Origin of the sequence: Streptomyces sp. NPDC091282 (assembly GCF_044757385.1) — a bacterium.
GTDB lineage: Bacteria > Actinomycetota > Actinomycetes > Streptomycetales > Streptomycetaceae > Streptomyces > Streptomyces gramineus.
Window position 1 is genome coordinate 1,188,760 of the sequence record NZ_JBIVUX010000001.1, and the last position, 15,563, is coordinate 1,204,322.

The 15,563-nt window shown below is 71.1% G+C and carries 14 protein-coding genes; 7 read left to right on the top strand and 7 right to left on the bottom strand.

Annotated elements, in window-relative coordinates:
• Nucleotides 1-10 precede the first annotated feature (10 nt).
• The 4 genes from ACIQOE_RS05380 to ACIQOE_RS05395 form a co-directional block, all read right to left on the bottom strand.
• A complete protein-coding gene (locus ACIQOE_RS05380) occupies nucleotides 11-1,300 on the bottom strand; it encodes a citrate synthase (RefSeq protein WP_351328085.1) in 1,290 nt (429 codons plus the stop codon).
• 197 nt (nucleotides 1,301-1,497) lie between these two features.
• Nucleotides 1,498-3,765, bottom strand: coding sequence for an ATP-dependent RecD-like DNA helicase (locus tag ACIQOE_RS05385; protein ID WP_362647202.1), 2,268 nt, complete (start codon nucleotides 3,763-3,765; stop codon nucleotides 1,498-1,500).
• Nucleotides 3,766-3,831: 66 nt separating this feature from the next.
• Nucleotides 3,832-4,026 (bottom strand): DUF397 domain-containing protein, encoded by a 195-nt coding sequence (locus tag ACIQOE_RS05390; protein ID WP_362647205.1) that lies wholly within the window; start codon nucleotides 4,024-4,026, stop codon nucleotides 3,832-3,834.
• Nucleotides 4,027-4,034: 8 nt separating this feature from the next.
• Nucleotides 4,035-4,871 carry a helix-turn-helix transcriptional regulator gene (locus ACIQOE_RS05395; protein WP_351328081.1) on the bottom strand — a complete coding sequence of 279 codons (837 nt, stop codon included), beginning with the start codon at nucleotides 4,869-4,871 and terminating at the stop codon, nucleotides 4,035-4,037.
• 202 nt (nucleotides 4,872-5,073) lie between these two features.
• Between ACIQOE_RS05395 and ACIQOE_RS05400 the strand changes: the two genes are divergently transcribed.
• On the top strand, nucleotides 5,074-5,478 hold the full coding sequence (locus ACIQOE_RS05400; protein ID WP_362647210.1) for an ATP-binding protein: 405 nt from the start codon (nucleotides 5,074-5,076) through the stop codon (nucleotides 5,476-5,478).
• 6 nt (nucleotides 5,479-5,484) lie between these two features.
• Here the strand turns inward: ACIQOE_RS05400 and ACIQOE_RS05405 are convergent, their stop codons facing one another.
• A complete protein-coding gene (locus ACIQOE_RS05405; RefSeq protein ID WP_401409745.1) occupies nucleotides 5,485-6,051 on the bottom strand; it encodes a rhodanese-like domain-containing protein in 567 nt (188 codons plus the stop codon).
• Nucleotides 6,052-6,135: 84 nt separating this feature from the next.
• On the opposite strand from ACIQOE_RS05405, the gene ACIQOE_RS05410 reads away from it, so the two are divergent.
• The gene (locus ACIQOE_RS05410) at nucleotides 6,136-6,414 is read left to right on the top strand and encodes a metal-sensitive transcriptional regulator (RefSeq protein ID WP_351328076.1); all 279 of its coding nucleotides are present in this window, start codon (nucleotides 6,136-6,138) and stop codon (nucleotides 6,412-6,414) included.
• Nucleotides 6,415-6,435: 21 nt separating this feature from the next.
• On the opposite strand, the gene ACIQOE_RS05415 is transcribed toward ACIQOE_RS05410, so the two are convergent.
• Together ACIQOE_RS05415 and ACIQOE_RS05420 are read right to left on the bottom strand one after the other, a co-directional pair.
• On the bottom strand, nucleotides 6,436-7,179 hold the full coding sequence (locus ACIQOE_RS05415; RefSeq protein WP_401409747.1) for a sulfite exporter TauE/SafE family protein: 744 nt from the start codon (nucleotides 7,177-7,179) through the stop codon (nucleotides 6,436-6,438).
• An 80-nt stretch (nucleotides 7,180-7,259) separates the two neighbouring features.
• Nucleotides 7,260-8,624, bottom strand: coding sequence for a rhodanese-like domain-containing protein (locus ACIQOE_RS05420; RefSeq protein ID WP_401409749.1), 1,365 nt, complete (start codon nucleotides 8,622-8,624; stop codon nucleotides 7,260-7,262).
• Between the two features lie 273 nt (nucleotides 8,625-8,897).
• Here ACIQOE_RS05420 and ACIQOE_RS05425 point away from each other — a divergent pair, with 273 nt between their 5' ends.
• The 5 genes from ACIQOE_RS05425 to ACIQOE_RS05445 all read left to right on the top strand — a co-directional run bounded on the left by ACIQOE_RS05425 (nucleotide 8,898) and on the right by ACIQOE_RS05445 (nucleotide 15,495).
• Nucleotides 8,898-9,680, top strand: coding sequence for a VOC family protein (locus tag ACIQOE_RS05425; protein ID WP_365572154.1), 783 nt, complete (start codon nucleotides 8,898-8,900; stop codon nucleotides 9,678-9,680).
• 172 nt (nucleotides 9,681-9,852) lie between these two features.
• A complete protein-coding gene (locus ACIQOE_RS05430; protein ID WP_365563751.1) occupies nucleotides 9,853-10,710 on the top strand; it encodes a PhzF family phenazine biosynthesis isomerase in 858 nt (285 codons plus the stop codon).
• 294 nt (nucleotides 10,711-11,004) lie between these two features.
• Nucleotides 11,005-12,036, top strand: coding sequence for a LacI family DNA-binding transcriptional regulator (locus tag ACIQOE_RS05435; protein WP_351323125.1), 1,032 nt, complete (start codon nucleotides 11,005-11,007; stop codon nucleotides 12,034-12,036).
• The gene (locus tag ACIQOE_RS05440; protein WP_351323124.1) at nucleotides 12,033-13,559 is read left to right on the top strand and encodes a sugar ABC transporter ATP-binding protein; all 1,527 of its coding nucleotides are present in this window, start codon (nucleotides 12,033-12,035) and stop codon (nucleotides 13,557-13,559) included. The genes ACIQOE_RS05435 and ACIQOE_RS05440 overlap by 4 nt, the downstream gene beginning before the upstream one ends.
• Complete coding sequence (locus ACIQOE_RS05445) at nucleotides 13,549-15,495, top strand: substrate-binding domain-containing protein (protein WP_365563747.1); 1,947 nt, start codon at nucleotides 13,549-13,551, stop codon at nucleotides 15,493-15,495. Before ACIQOE_RS05440 ends, ACIQOE_RS05445 begins: the two co-directional genes overlap by 11 nt.
• Nucleotides 15,496-15,563 lie beyond the last annotated feature (68 nt).

Below are 15,563 nucleotides of genomic sequence, written 5' to 3' on the forward strand. Positions count from 1 at the left end.
GCGGCTGGTGTCAGCGCTCCTCGACCGGCACGAAGTCGCGCTCGACGACGCCCGTGTAGATCTGGCGCGGACGGCCGATGCGGGAACCCGGCTCCTTGATCATTTCCTGCCACTGGGCGATCCAGCCCGGCAGCCGGCCGAGGGCGAACAGGACCGTGAACATCTCGGTCGGGAAGCCCATGGCCCGGTAGATCAGGCCGGTGTAGAAGTCGACGTTCGGGTAGAGGCTGCGCGAGACGAAGTAGTCGTCGGAGAGCGCGTGCTCCTCCAGCTTGAGGGCGATGTCCAGCAGTTCGTCGGACTTGCCCAGCGCGGAGAGGACGTCGTGCGCGGCGGCCTTGATGATCTTGGCGCGCGGGTCGAAGTTCTTGTAGACCCGGTGGCCGAAGCCCATCAGGCGGACGCCGTCCTCCTTGTTCTTCACCTTGCGGATGAAGGAGTCGACGTCGCCGCCGGAGGTCTGGATGCCCTCCAGCATCTCCAGCACGGACTGGTTGGCGCCGCCGTGCAGCGGGCCCCACAGCGCGGAGATGCCGGCCGAGATCGACGCGAACATGTTCGCCTGCGAGGAGCCGACCAGACGGACCGTCGAGGTCGAACAGTTCTGCTCGTGGTCGGCGTGCAGGATGAGCAGCTTGTCCAGCGCCGAGACGACGACCGGGTCCAGCTCGTAGTCCTGCGCGGGCACCGAGAACGTCATGCGCAGGAAGTTCTCCACGTAGGAGAGGTCGTTGCGCGGGTAGACGAACGGGTGGCCGACCGACTTCTTGTACGCGTACGCGGCGATCGTCGGAAGCTTGGCGAGCAGCCGGATGGTGGAGAGGTCGCGCTGCTTCGCGTCGAACGGGTTGTGACTGTCCTGGTAGAAGGTGGACAGCGCCGACACGACCGACGACAGCATGGCCATCGGGTGGGCGTCGCGGGGGAAGCCCCGGTAGAAGTTCTTGACGTCCTCGTGCAGCAGGGTGTGCCGCGTGATCTCGTTCTTGAACGTGGTGAGCTCGTCCACCGTCGGCAGCTCACCGTTGATCAGCAGGTAGGCCACCTCCAGGAAGGTGGAGCGCTCGGCCAGCTGCTCGATGGGGTAGCCGCGGTACCGGAGGATGCCCGCCTCGCCGTCGAGGTAGGTGACGGCGGATTTGTACGCGGCGGTGTTGCCGTATCCGCTGTCCAGGGTCACCAGACCGGTCTGGGCGCGGAGCTTCCCGATGTCGAAGCCCTTGTCGCCGACGGTGCTGTCGACCACCGGGTAGGTGTACTCGCCGTCGCCGTACCGCAGTACTACAGAGTTGTCGCTCACGTCTTCCCTCACCGACGTAGTGCCTCATCTTCGAGGTGCCCTGACTGTCTCTACCATCCCCCATTTGGCTCAGGAGAGTGCACTCGGGGTCGACCATTAGGCCCATCGGCGGCACTCAGTGCCGCCAACCTGCTCATCCTGCCCCCTCGTCTCGCTATCTGGAAGTGGTCTGTGACCTTCACGACTCATTTGATCGATCATTTTTCGTGATGGCCCCCGCGGAGCCGGAAATCCAGCGCCGTACAGCGCCGGCCTGCCGACACCGTGCGCACCGCCTGGCCGATCGCCTTGCGCGAACCGACGAGCACGACCAGTTGCCTCGCGCGGGTGACCGCCGTGTAGAGCAGGTTCCGCTGGAGCATCATCCACGCGCCGGTGGTGACCGGGATCACCACCGCGGGATATTCACTCCCCTGTGAACGGTGGATGGTCACCGCGTACGCGTGGGCGAGTTCGTCCAGTTCGTCGAAGTCGTACGGGATCTCCTCGTCCTCGTCGGTCAGCACCGTCAGGCGCTGGTCGACCGGGTCGAGCGAGGTGACGACGCCGACGGTGCCGTTGAAGACGCCGTTCTCGCCCTTGTCGTAGTTGTTGCGGACCTGGGTGACCTTGTCGCCGACCCGGAAGACCCGGCCGCCGAACCGCTTCTCGGCGAGGTCGGGCCGTCCGGGCGTGACGGCCTGCTGGAGCAGCCCGTTGAGCACGCCCGCGCCCGCGGGACCGCGGTGCATGGGCGCGAGCACCTGCACGTCCCGCCGCGGGTCGAGGCCGAACTTCGCCGGGATGCGGCGGGCGGCCACGTCGACGGTGAGCCGCCCGGCCTCCTCCGTCTCGTCCTCGACGAAGAGGAAGAAGTCCTTCATGCCGTCGGTCACCGGATGCTGTCCCGCGTTGATCCGGTGCGCGTTGGTCACCACCCCCGACTGCTGCGCCTGCCGGAAGACGCGGGTGAGCCGGACCGCCGGGAGCGGGCCGCCCTCGGCGAGCAGATCGCGCAGCACCTCGCCCGCGCCCACGCTGGGCAGCTGGTCGACGTCCCCGACGAACAGCAGGTGCGCGCCGGGCGGTACGGCCTTCACCAGCTTGTTGGCGAGGAGCAGGTCCAGCATCGACGCCTCGTCCACCACCACCAGGTCGGCGTCCAGCGGCCGGTCCCGGTCGTAGGCCGCGTCGCCGCCGGGCTTCAGCTCCAGCAGGCGGTGCACGGTGGAGGCCTCGGCACCGGTCAGCTCGGCGAGCCGTTTGGCGGCCCGGCCGGTGGGCGCCGCGAGGACCACCTTGGCCCGCCTGGCCCGCGCCAGCTCCACGATCGACCGGACGGTGAACGACTTGCCGCAGCCGGGCCCGCCGGTCAGCACCGCGACCTTCTCGGTCAGCGCCAGTCTGACGGCGGCCTCCTGCTCGGGGGCGAGGTCGACGCCGGTGCGGTCCTTCAGCCAGCCGAGCGCCTTGTCCCAGGCCACGTCCCGGAACGACGGCATCCGGTCATCGCCGGTGCGCAGCAGCCGCAAGAGCTGGGAGGCCAGCGCCACTTCGGCGCGGTGGAAGGGGACGAGGTAGACGGCGGTGACGGGTTCGGCGTCCGGTTCCGGTCCCGGCAGCCGCTCGCGTACGACACCCGGGTCCTCGCCGTCCGCGGGCGGCGCGGCCAGCTCGGCGAGGCAGTCGATGACGAGGCCGGTGTCGACCTGGAGGAGCTTCACCGCGTCCGCGATCAGCCGCTCCTCGGGGAGGTAGCAGTGCCCCTGGTCGGCGGACTGCGACAGCGCGTACTGGAGCCCGGCCTTGACCCGCTCCGGGCTGTCGTGCGGGATGCCCACCGACTGGGCGATCTTGTCCGCGGTGAGGAACCCGATGCCCCACACGTCGGCGGCGAGCCGGTAGGGCTGGTTCCGCACGACGGAGATCGACGCGTCGCCGTACTTCTTGTAGATGCGCACCGCGATGGACGTGGACACCTCGACGGTCTGGAGGAAGAGCATGACCTCCTTGATCGCCTTCTGCTCCTCCCAGGCGTCGGCGATCTTCCCGGTCCGCTTCGGCCCGAGCCCCGGCACCTCGATCAGCCGCTTCGGCTCCTCCTCGATGATCCGGAGGGTGTCCGTGCCGAAGTGCTGGGTGATCCGGTCGGCGAACACCGGCCCGATCCCCTTGACCAGCCCCGATCCCAGGTAGCGCCGGATCCCCTGCACGGTGGCGGGCAGCACGGTCGTGTAGTTCTCGACGGTGAACTGCTTGCCGTACTGGGGATGCGACCCCCAGCGGCCCTCCATCCGCAGCGACTCCCCCACCTGCGCGCCGAGCAGCGCGCCGACGACGGTGAGGAGGTCGCCGGCGCCCCGGCCGGTGTCGACACGGGCGACCGTGTAGCCGTTCTCCTCGTTGGCGTACGTGATCCGTTCGAGCACGCCTTCGACGGTGGCGAACCGCCGTTCACCGTCGGGGGTCCCCGTGTGCTGAGCCATGTCCCGACGGTACCGGTGACCACCGACAGGGCCGCGGCCGTCCGGCGGCCCGCGTGAACGGGCAGTTCACCGACCGGGCCGCGCGGACCGCTCCTTCACCGCTTCGACGAACGCGACGAAGGCCTCGACCGGGAAGGTCAGGGTGGCCCGTGCGGGGGCCTTGGAGTCGCGGACGGCTGTGCGGGTGGCGGTGGCCGCGATCTCCACGCAGTCGTTGCCATCGCCTTCGCCCGAGTACGACGACTTCCGCCAGGTGTCCATGGGATGCCTCACAGTTCCTTCGCCAGGTTGTGGATGAAGTCACGCGAGCGTCCGGGCTCTAGTGACACCGCCTCAAGCCTACGGAAACGCGTTCGATAGACATCCAGCTGAGCCTCGGAGTTGATGAAGAGTGAGCCATGCGGCGCGTCGCGCACAACCGTGTCCAGTTTGCGCACGGAGCCGCCTACGTAAGTCATGCTGCTCGACGCCGCGGCGAACCCGTCCAGGTCGAAGGGAATGACACGCAAGGTGATGTGGTCCGCCTCCGAGACTTCAACGAGTTGTGCAAGTTGGGCTCGACAAGAAGATCGGTCACCGACCCTGATGCGCAGGGCCGACTCGTGGATCACCAAGTCGTAAGGGACGGCGATCCGCTGGCGCCGAAGACGATGCTGGACACGCAGTTCCAACTCGTCAGAGGTGAGTTCGGGGAGCCTGGCGGCAAAGACGGCACGCGCGTAGTCCTCGGTCTGAAGCAGACCCGGCACATAGAGGATGGCGACCTCGTGCCGGAACGAGCTGTGATGATCCAGCTCGGAAAGGTCCAGGAACGACGTGGGCAAGTGCCCGCGAAACTCCTCCCACCAGCCCCTGGTGCGGTCGACCGCCATCGCGACCAGGGCGTCGATGAACTCCGCATCCGTGCACATGTAGTGCGCGGCAAGGCGTCGGAGTCGCTTCTCACTCACGCCGGTGAGGCCCGATTCGATCTGACTGATCTGCGCGGCACCTACGCCGAGCAGCGCCGCCGCCTCACGTGCCGTCAGCCCTGCGGCCTCGCGAAGCCGCCGCAGTTCGACCGCCAACCGCATCTGACGTGCCGTTGACTCCTGCCTCAGCGCCATCGGGCACCCCTCCCAACACCCCTGTGCACAAAACTCGTTCGGTGTCAGATTACGCGACCGGCTTGCTTGACCTAAAAAGCTAGGTCTACTGTCGGTGACGCACATCTCACGCAGCGCGGAAGTGCACCGCCTCGTCCTGCCCGGACGGCTGCGGCAATGCCACCGTGCGCGAATACCCCCAACCCCAACGGAGTGATGACGCATGTCCGAATCCTGGGAGTACACGCTCAGCATCCCCAACGACCTCCGTGCCGTCACCGTCAGCCGGCACGCGCTGAGACTGATCCTCACCGCGCACGGGCTGACCCGTCTTCTGGACGTCGCCGAACTCCTCGCCACCGAACTGGTCTCCAACGCCGTACGGCACACGAAGGGGCCCGCGGCGCTCAGGGTGCGCTGGTCGCCGCCCGGCACGCTGCGGATCGGCGCGTGGGACGCGGATCCCGGACCGCCCGAGCCGCCGGTCCCGCTGGAACGGCTCGGGGAGGTGGAGGACGGGCGGGGCCTGGCGCTGGTGCGGGCCTGTTCGGACCTGTGGGGCTGGCAGCCGCTGTCGAGGTTCGGCAACCGCGGGAAGTACGTGTGGTGCGAGCTGGCCGCCGCGTAGTCGCTGTCAGTCCCGCAGCGCTCGCAGGGTCGCGTGGAGATCGGCGGTGCGGGGCTGGTTGTAGGGCAGTCTGGCGAGGACGGCGGCCATGCCGCAGGTGTCGGTGACGGCCGAGAGGACCAGGCCGCCGCCGACGGCCGCGGAGAGCAGGCGGGCAGGACGCCGGCGAGTGCCGACGGCGAGGCCGAGGACGACGAGGGCGCCGGCGGCGAGGCGGACCTGGCGTTCCATGGGCCAGACGCGCGTGGCCCCGTCGGGGCGGTGGAGGGTGCGGCCTTCGCCGGCCCAGGCGGTGGTGCCGCCGACGAGGGTGGCGGCGGGGACACCGGCCGCGGCGAGTTCGGTGCGGGCGGTGGCGGAGCGGTTGCCGGAGGCGCACACCAGGAGGAGGGTGCCGCGGGCGGCCGCCGCCTTGAGCGCGGGCAACGCGGTGCGGAGGTGGTCGAGGGGGATGTTGTGGGCGCCGGGGAGGTGGCCGGAGGCGTACTCGCCTGGGGTGCGCACGTCGATGACGGTGCAGTCGTCGAGGCGGGCGGCGGCCTGGGCGGGGACGAGGGCGTCGGTGGCGGTCATGCGGGGGTGATCCTTCCGCTGGCGTCCCGGGAGCGGATACCGAACCCGGTATCATACCCCTCGGGGTATTTATGGAGGTGGACGGTGGAGCTTGAGATGGCGGCCGACGAGCTGAAGTCGGTCCTCAACCGGCTGCGGCGGGCCCAGGGCCAGATCGCGGGGATCATCAAGATGATCGAGGAGGGCCGGGACTGCGAGGACGTGATCACTCAGCTCGCGGCGGTCTCCCGGGCGCTGGACCGGGCCGGGTTCGCGATCATCGCGACCGGGCTTCAGCACTGCATGGCCGAGGGCGCCCAGACGGCCGGTGACCGCGACGCGATGCGGGCACGGCTGGAGAAGCTGTTCCTCTCCCTGGCCTGACGGACGCGGTGGCCGGGGTCCTCATGCGATCACGTCGATCAGCATGAACACGGCCACCGCCAGGAGCACCCCGGCGAAGACCTTCTGCAGGCCGTCGCCGGAGACCCTGGCGCCGAGGCGTCTGCCGTCCCAGGCGCCGAGGACCGCCGCTCCGCCGAACGGCCCGATCATCGCCCAGTCGAGACCGGCACCTGTCCCGGTACGGGCGACCAGGGCGGCAAGCGAGTTGACGGTGATGACGAGCAGGCTGGTGCCCACCGCCCGCCGCATGGTCAGGCCGAGCACGCTCACCAGGGCCGGGACGGCGAGGAACCCGCCGCCGACGCCGAGGAAGCCGGTCACCGCGCCGAGTCCGGCGCCCGCCCCGGCCGCTTCGGTGGGACGTGTCCGCCGCGGCGGCCTCGACGCGGACGGGCGGAACATCCGCAGGGCCGCCAGTGTCGCGATCACCGCGAAGGCGGCGGTCAGCACGGCTTCCGGCACCCGTCCGGCGGCGGCTCCCGCGAGGTAGGCGGGGAGGATGCCGGCGGCGGCGAAGAGCGATCCGACGCTCCAGGCGACATGCCCGTCGCGGGCATGGGCGCACAGGGCGGTGGCGGAGGTGGCGGCCACGATGACCAGGCTGGCGGTGGTGGCCGCCGACGGGGTGAAGCCGAGCAGGTAGATCAGGGCGGGTACGGCCAGGACGCTGCCGCCGCCGCCCAGGGCCCCGAGGGCGAGGCCGACGACGGCTCCGGCGACTACGGCGAGAACTATGGCGGTCACGCTGTCCGGCCGTGCTGCCGGCCGCGGTGGAAGAGGACCATCGGGTTCTCCCCCTTTCCTTCTCGTGCGGTGGGCGGGTGTCAGCCGGCGGTCAGGGGCAGGCCGGCGTCGGTGGCGGCGTCGAAGCCGTCGTCGACGGCGACGACGTCCCGCCCGGCGGCGTCCAGCAGGGACGCGGCGATCGCGGCCCGCATACCGCCGGCGCAGTGCACCCACACCGTCCCGGGCGGAATCTCCGCGAGGCGGCCGTGGAGCTCATGGACGGGGATGTGCACCGCCCCTTCGATCCAGCCGTTCGCCCGCTCGGAGTCACGGCGCACGTCCAGGACCACCACCCCCTCGCCGCCGTGTGCGGCGAGCCCGGCGAAGGTCGAACGGGGAAAGGAGGCCGGGGCCTGTCCGGCGGGCAGCCAGGCGGCGGGGGTGCCGGTGGCGGCGGCCGCCGGGCGGTCGATGCCCACCCGCACCAGCTCGCGCTGGGCGTCGGCGAGCTGCTCGGCGGACTCGGCGAGCAGGGTGACCGGCCTGCCCCAGGGGATCATCCAGGCGAGATGGGTGGCGAGCTTGCCGTCGGCCTCGAAGTTGAACGACCCGGCCACGTGCCCTTCCGCGAACGCGACGCGGTTGCGCAGGTCGACGACCCATTCACCGGCCGCGAGGCGGGCGGCGATCTCGTCGGCGTCCGCGAGGCGGGGCGGGGTCAGGTCGAGCGGCGCGGGGCCCGCGGCGTTGGCCGGGCCCATGTGCGCGTAGTAGGCGGGCACGACCTCCAGACCGGCCAGCAGGTCCGCGACGAAGGTGTCCACGTCGACGGTCAGCGCGGTGTTCGTGCTCTTCTCCTTGCCGATCGTGGTCTGCTCCCCCTCCGTCCGGGCCGCGGAGCAGAAGCTGCCGAAGCCGTGGGTGGGCAGCACCGCCGTCGCGTCGGGAAGGTCGGAGACGAGGCGGTGGGCGGAGGCGTGCTGGGCGCGGGCCAGCTGTTCGGTCAGCCGAGGCTCGACCAGGTCCGGCCGTCCCACCGTGCCGTTCAGCAACGACCCGCCGGTGAAGACGACCACCGCGCGCCCCGCCTCGTACAGCGCGTAGGAGGTGTGGTGCGGGGTGTGTCCCGGGGTCGCGATCGCCTTCAGCGTCACCCCGCTGCCGGGGTCGACGTCCGCGGTGTCGCCGTCCGCCACGGGCACGCGGTCGAAGGCGACGTCCGCACCGGCCGGTACGAGGTAGCGGGCTCCGGTGATCCGGGCGAGTTCGAGGCCGCCGGTGACGTAGTCGTTGTGGACGTGGGTCTCCACGACGTGGGAGATCCGCACACCGCGCCGGGCGGCGGCCGCCAGGACCTGGTCGATGTCGCGCGGCGGGTCCACCGCCACCGCGGCGCTCTCACCGCCGGCCACATAGCCGCGGTTGCCGAGCCCTTCCAGCTCGATGGTGTCGACGAAGAACACGTCGGTACTCCTTACGAAGGAAAATTACCCCGGGGGGTATCTGTTCCCACCGTAACACCGGTACCCCCGGGGGTATATTTCGGGTCAGGGGCCGCCCAGGTCGGATGCCGGGCACCGGGCCTTCACGGGTGCGGGTGGGGAAGTCCGCTACGCCCGGTGCCGGTGGGGAAGGCCGTCCGAAAGTACCTTCTGTCCCGGCCCGGGTGGCGGGAAGCGCCGCGGGCGGTGAAGGTGGGCGGCGGGGAAACTTTCCGTGCGCAGGGAGAGCCTGAGATGCCCGAGATCACCACTCCGTACGCGACCGGCACCCCGTGCTGGGTCGACTTGATGGCGCAGGACCAGCAGGCCGCGCTGGACTTCTACCGTGACCTGTTCGGCTGGCAGGGCGAGATCGGCCCGGGCGACTTCGGCGGGTACGCGGTCTGCACGCTGCACGGCAAGCCGGTGGCGGGCATCGGTCCTGCCATGGCACCCGAGGGGCAGCCGGAGCCGCCGACCGTGTGGACGACCTATCTGGCCAGCACGGACGCACCGGCCACCCAGGACGCCATCGTGTCGGCCGGCGGCACCCTGCTGGCCCCGGTGATGGACGTCGGCGACCTCGGCCGGATGCTGATCGCGGCCGACCCGCAGGGCGCGGTGTTCGGGGTGTGGCAGCCGGGCGCGTTCCACGGCGCCGGACTGGTCAACGAGCCGGGCGCACTGATCTGGAACGAGCTGAACACGAACGACGTACCGGCCGCCACCGGCTTCTACGGCGAGTCCTTCGGCATCGAGATCCAGCCGATGGAGGGCGCCGACGGGACCTACTGGTCGCTGAACATCGGCGGCAAGGGCGTCGGCGGGGCCACCGAACTCGGCGACGACCGGCCGGGCGTGCCGCCGCACTGGCTGACCTACTTCGCGGTGGACGACGTCGACTCGACCGTGGACGCGCTGGTCAAGCGGAACGGAACGGTGCTGGCACCGCCTTTCGAGATGATGGCGGGCCGGATGTCGGTGGTCGCCGATCCGCAGGGCGCGACCTTCGCGGTCTTCAAGCCGAAGCCGATGTGAGGGACCGTCGGCGGCCCAACAGGCCGTCGGCGCGACCCCGTTCGCCCATGGTGCGCGCCGGCCGCGGCGGCGAAGTCCCCGCCCGGCGCGCACCGGCGACAGGATCTCCGGGACCGGCAGGAGCGGCGGGAGCGGCAGGAATAGCCCCGCCGCCGTGCCGCGTTGCGCGGTCATGACGACGAACGCGCCGCACCCCGAGGTCCTGCGATACACCGCCTTCTCCGCACGCCCCGAGGGCGGCAACCCCGCCGGTGTCGTCCTGGACGCCGACGGCCTGGACGACGCCGCCATGCTGGCGATCGCCGCGGACCTCGGGTACTCGGAGTCCGCGTTCCTGACCCCCGGCGCGGCGCAACGGTCGTACGGCATCCGCTATTTCAGCCCGAAGGCGGAGGTGCCGTTCTGCGGGCACGCCACCATCGCGACGGCGATCGCGCTCGCCGAGCGGATCGGGCCCGGCGAGCTGGTGTTCGCGACCCGCGCCGGCACCGTGCCGGTGACGGTGGCCGAGCGGGACGGGACGGTCACGGCGACCCTCACCAGCGTCGAGCCGCACGTCGAGGAGGTCTCGGGCGGCGACCTGGCGGAGGCGCTCGCCGCGCTCGGCTGGCCGGGCGCCGACCTGGACCCGGCGTTCCCGCCCCGGATCGCCTTCGCCGGTGCCCGCCACCTCGTGCTGGCGGCCGCGAGCCGGGCGCGCCTCGCGGACCTCTCGTACGACTTCGCGCGCCTCGAAGCGCTGATGCACCGCCTGGACCTGACCACCGTGCAGCTGGTGTGGCGGGAGTCCGCCACCGTCTTCCACGTCCGCGACCCGTTCCCGGTGGGAGGCGTCGTCGAGGACCCGGCGACCGGTGCCGCGGCGGCGGCGTTCGGGGCGTACGCCCGTGAGCTGGGCCTCGTCCCCGAGGACGCCGTCCTCACCCTGCACCAGGGCGAGGACCTGGGCCGTCCCGGCGAACTCACGGTCACCCTGCGCGCGGGCGACCCGCGAGTCCGGGTCAGCGGCACGGGCACCCGCATCGACTGACGGACACGATCGGGCCGCCGGGCCACCGTGGTCGGCCGCGGGTGCGTCGGGGCCGGTCGCGCAGTTCCCCGCGCCCCTTGCAGGGCGCTTCACCGCAGCGTCCCCAAGGGGCGCGGGGAACTGCGCGATCAGCCCCCACCGGCCCGCGGCCGACGACGCACCGCCCACCCCACGGTCACGATTCGGTTTCGGCCGCCTCGCACCTCTTGCAGAGCCCTCGTGTAATCGTTTCCAATCCTCGGTACGCAGTGCGTGTAATCGATTCCACGAGTTCCACGAGGAGGTGGAGCGGCGATGGCGAGCATCAAGGACGTGGCCGCCGCGGCGGGCGTTTCCGTCGCCACGGTGTCCCGTGTCCTGAACGACCACCCGTCGGTCAGCGCCGACGCCCGTACCCGTGTGCTGGCCGCCGTCGAGACGCTGGGCTACCGCCCGAACGCCGTCGCCCGCTCCCTGCGCACCGACCAGACCCGCACCCTCGGCCTGGTCATCAGCGACGTGCTCAACCCGTACTTCACCGAGCTGGCCCGCTCGGTCGAGGAAGAGGCCCGCGCGCTCGGCTACAGCGTGATCATCGGCAACGCCGACGAGCGGCCCGAACTGCAGGACCACCACGTACGGACGCTGCTGGACCGCCGTATCGACGGCCTGCTCGTCTCCCCCACCGACGGCGGTTCCCCGCTGATGCTGGAGGCGGCGCGCGGCGGGACACCGATGGTGTTCGTCGACCGGTGGATCCCGGGCGTCGACGTGCCCGTGGTCCGGGCGGACGGGCAGCGGGCCGTACGGGACCTCGTGGCGCACCTGTACGGGCTGGGCCACCGGCGGCTCGCGATCATCGCGGGCCCCGCGGCCACCACCACCGGCAGTGAGCGGGTGCGGGCCTTCCGGGAGGCGCTCGGCGAGTACGGCGTGCCCCTTCCCGACGCCTACATCGGCCAGGGCGACTTCCAGGCCGAGAGCGGCCGGCGGGTCACCGAGGGATTCCTCGACCTGCCCGAGCCGCCCGAGGTGGTCTTCGCCGCCGACAACCTGATGGCGCTCGGCGCGCTGGACGCCGTCCGCGCCCGCGGCCTGCGGGTGCCGGACGACATCGCGCTCGCCGCGTTCGACGACATCCGGTGGTTCGTGCACACCGACCCGCCGGTCACGGCGATAGCCCAGCCGACCGGCGAGCTGGGACGGGCCGCCGTCCGCGCACTGATCGACCGCATCGAGGGACGGCCTCCGCAGTCCGTCACCCTCCCCGCCCGGCTCGTCGTCCGCCGCTCGTGCGGCGCGCGCCCCGCAATGAACCAGACCCCTGTGCAAAGGAGCACGTCGTGAGCAACCCGGACGAGTTGCTGCGCATCGAGGGCATACGGAAGTCCTTCCCCGGAGTGGTCGCGCTCGACGGCGTCGACTTCGACCTCCGCCGGGGCGAGGTGCACGTACTCCTCGGTGAGAACGGCGCGGGCAAGAGCACCCTCATCAAGATGCTCTCCGGCGCCTACACCCCCGACGAGGGGCGCATCCTGGCCGCGGGCGAGGAGGTGCGCATCCACGGTGCGCAGGACTCCGAGCGCCTCGGGATCGCCACCATCTACCAGGAGTTCAACCTCGTACCCGATCTCACCGTCGCCGAGAACATCTTCCTGGGCCGGCAGCCGCGCCGCCTCGGGATGATCGACCGGAAGCGGATGGAGGCCGACGCCGAGGCGCTGCTGAAGCGGGTCGGCGTGCACGTCTCGCCGCGGGCCCGGGTGCGGGAACTGGGCATCGCCCGGCTCCAGATGGTCGAGATCGCCAAGGCGCTCAGCCTGGACGCGCGCGTGCTCATCATGGACGAGCCGACCGCCGTGCTCACCTCGGAGGAGGTGGAGAAGCTCTTCGCCATCGTGCGGCAGCTGCGCGAGGACGGCGTGGGGATCGTCTTCATCACCCACCACCTGGAGGAGATCGCCGCGATCGGTGACCGGGTGACGGTCATCCGGGACGGCAAGAGCGTGGGCCAGGTGCCCGCCACCACGGGCGAGGACGAACTGGTCCGGCTCATGGTCGGACGGTCCATCGAGCAGCAGTACCCGCGGGAGCGGGCCGAGACCGGCGCCGCGCTGCTGTCCGTGGACGGGCTGACCCGGGACGGTGTCTTCCACGACATCAGCTTCCAGGTGCACGCCGGCGAGGTCGTCGGCATCGCGGGCCTGGTCGGTGCCGGCCGCACCGAGGTGGTGCGGGCCGTGTTCGGCGCCGATCCCTACGACGAGGGGGCCGTACGGGTCTCCGGGACGGCGCTCAGGCGCCACGACGTCAACGCGGCCATGGCCGCCGGGATCGGGCTCGTCCCCGAGGACCGCAAGGGGCAGGGGCTGGTCCTGGACGCCTCCGTGGAGGAGAACCTGGGCCTGGTGACCCTGCGCCGGGCGACCCGGGCCGGGATCGTCGACCTCAGGGCGCAGCACACCGCCGCCGAGCGGATCGCCGGGCAGCTGGGCGTGCGGATGGCCGGGCTCGGCCAGCACGTGCGCACGCTCTCCGGCGGCAACCAGCAGAAGGTCGTCATCGGCAAGTGGCTGCTGGCCGACACCAAGGTGCTGATCCTCGACGAGCCGACCCGCGGTATCGACGTCGGCGCCAAGGTCGAGATCTACCAGCTGATCAACGAGCTGACGGCCGCCGGAGCCGCGGTCCTGATGATCTCCAGCGACCTGCCCGAGGTGCTCGGCATGAGCGACCGGGTGCTGGTGATGGCCCAGGGCCGGATCGCGGGCGAACTCTCCGCCGACCAGGCCACCCAGGACTCCGTGATGGCGCTCGCCGTCTCCACCCCCACCACCACAACCGACAAGGAGGCCGGACGTGGCCGCTGACACGCTCAAGAGCAGGAACACGGGCGCCGGTGGCGTCTCCGGTGTGCGCCGGCTGCTCCTCGACAACGGCGCGCTCACCGCGCTGATCGTCCTCGTCATCGCCATGTCGGCGCTGTCGGGCGACTTCCTGACCACCGACAACCTGCTGAACGTCGGCGTGCAGGCGGCCGTGACCGCCATCCTCGCCTTCGGTGTCACCTTCGTGATCGTCGCGGCGGGCATCGACCTGTCGGTCGGCTCGGTCGCGGCCCTGTCGGCGACCGTGCTGGCCTGGAGCGCCACCTCGCACGGGGTACCGGTCTTCCTGGCCGTGGTCCTGGCGGTGGCCACCGGCATAGCGGCCGGTCTCGTCAACGGCTTCCTCATCGCGTACGGCAAGCTGCCGCCGTTCATCGCCACCCTGGCCATGCTGTCGGTGGCCCGCGGTCTGTCGCTGGTGATCTCCGAGGGCTCCCCGATCGCCTTCCCCGACTCGGTCTCGCACCTCGGTGACACGCTCGGCGGCTGGCTGCCGGTGCCGGTCCTCGTGATGGTCGTCATGGGTCTGATCGCGGCCTTCGTGCTCGGCCGGACCTACATCGGGCGCTCGATGTACGCGATCGGCGGCAACGAGGAGGCCGCGCGCCTCTCCGGGCTGCGGGTGTCCAAGCAGAAGCTGGCCATCTATGCGCTGTCCGGCCTGTTCGCGGCCGTCGCCGGCATCGTGCTGGCCTCCCGGCTCTCCTCGGCGCAGCCGCAGGCCGCCAACGGCTACGAACTGGACGCCATCGCGGCGGTCGTGATCGGCGGCGCGTCGCTGGCCGGCGGTACCGGCAAGGCCTCCGGCACGCTGATCGGCGCGCTGATCCTCGCGGTGCTGCGCAACGGCCTCAACCTGCTGAACGTCTCGGCGTTCTGGCAGCAGGTCGTCATCGGTGTCGTCATCGCGCTGGCCGTGCTGCTGGACACCGTGCGCCGCAAGGCCGGTGCCACGCCCGTGGCCGCCGGTACCGGCGGGAGCAAGGGCAAGCAGGCCGGGACGTACGCGCTGGCGGCGGTCGTCACCGTGGCGCTGGTGGCCGCGACCTCCCTGCTGCACACGGGCTCCGGCGGGAACAACCCGAAGGTGGGGCTGTCCCTGTCCACCCTGAACAACCCGTTCTTCGTGCAGATCCGGTCCGGCGCGCAGGCCGAGGCGAAGAAGCTGGGCGTGGACCTGACCGTCACGGACGCCCAGAACGACGCCTCCCAGCAGGCCAACCAGCTGCAGAACTTCACCAGTTCGGGCCTGGGCGCGGTCATCGTCAACCCGGTGGACTCGGACGCGGCGAGCAACTCCGTGAAGGCCGCCAACAAGGCGGACATCCCCGTCATCGCCGTCGACCGGGGCGTCAACAACGCCAAGACCGACGCGCTGGTCGCCTCCGACAACGTGGCCGGCGGTGAGCTGGCCGCCAAGACGATCGGCGACAGGCTCGGCGGCCACGGCAAGATCGTGATCCTGCAGGGCCAGGCCGGCACCTCGGCCGCCCGCGAACGCGCACAGGGCTTCGCCAGCGGCCTCAAGGCCTTCCCCGGCATCCAGGTGGTGGCCCAGCAGCCGGCCGACTTCGACCGCACCAAGGGCCTGGACGTCATGTCGAACCTGCTCCAGTCCCACCCGGACGTACAGGGCGTCATCGCCGCCAACGACGAGATGGCGCTCGGCGCGATCAAGGCGCTCGGCTCCAAGGCCGGCAAGTCGGTGTCGGTGGTCGGCTTCGACGGCACCCCGGACGGCCTGACCGCGGTCAAGAACGGCACGCTGTACGCCTCGGTCGCCCAGCAGCCCTCGCAGCTCGGCAGGATCGCCGTGGACAACGCCCTGAAGGCGATCCAGGACAAGAAGGTCGACTCGACGATCAAGGTGCCGGTGAAGGTGGTCACGAAGGAGAACGTGGCCGGGTTCACGGGCTGAGGTACCAAGGAGGCGGCCGGGCGGCATCTGCCGGGCCCGGCCGCCTCAATTCGTTCTCTTAGGGAGTC

What these genes read in the sequence shown, in the direction of transcription:
- ACIQOE_RS05430 (WP_365563751.1), top strand. Translation starts at nt 9,853, where the DNA reads ATGACGACGAACGCGCCGCACCCCGAGGTCCTGCGATACACCGCCTTC.
- ACIQOE_RS05425 (WP_365572154.1), top strand. Translation starts at nt 8,898, where the DNA reads ATGCCCGAGATCACCACTCCGTACGCGACCGGCACCCCGTGCTGGGTC.
- ACIQOE_RS05405 (WP_401409745.1), bottom strand. Translation starts at nt 6,051, where the DNA reads ATGACCGCCACCGACGCCCTCGTCCCCGCCCAGGCCGCCGCCCGCCTC.
- ACIQOE_RS05385 (WP_362647202.1), bottom strand. Translation starts at nt 3,765, where the DNA reads ATGGCTCAGCACACGGGGACCCCCGACGGTGAACGGCGGTTCGCCACC.
- ACIQOE_RS05435 (WP_351323125.1), top strand. Translation starts at nt 11,005, where the DNA reads ATGGCGAGCATCAAGGACGTGGCCGCCGCGGCGGGCGTTTCCGTCGCC.
- ACIQOE_RS05390 (WP_362647205.1), bottom strand. Translation starts at nt 4,026, where the DNA reads ATGGACACCTGGCGGAAGTCGTCGTACTCGGGCGAAGGCGATGGCAAC.
- ACIQOE_RS05395 (WP_351328081.1), bottom strand. Translation starts at nt 4,871, where the DNA reads ATGGCGCTGAGGCAGGAGTCAACGGCACGTCAGATGCGGTTGGCGGTC.
- ACIQOE_RS05400 (WP_362647210.1), top strand. Translation starts at nt 5,074, where the DNA reads ATGTCCGAATCCTGGGAGTACACGCTCAGCATCCCCAACGACCTCCGT.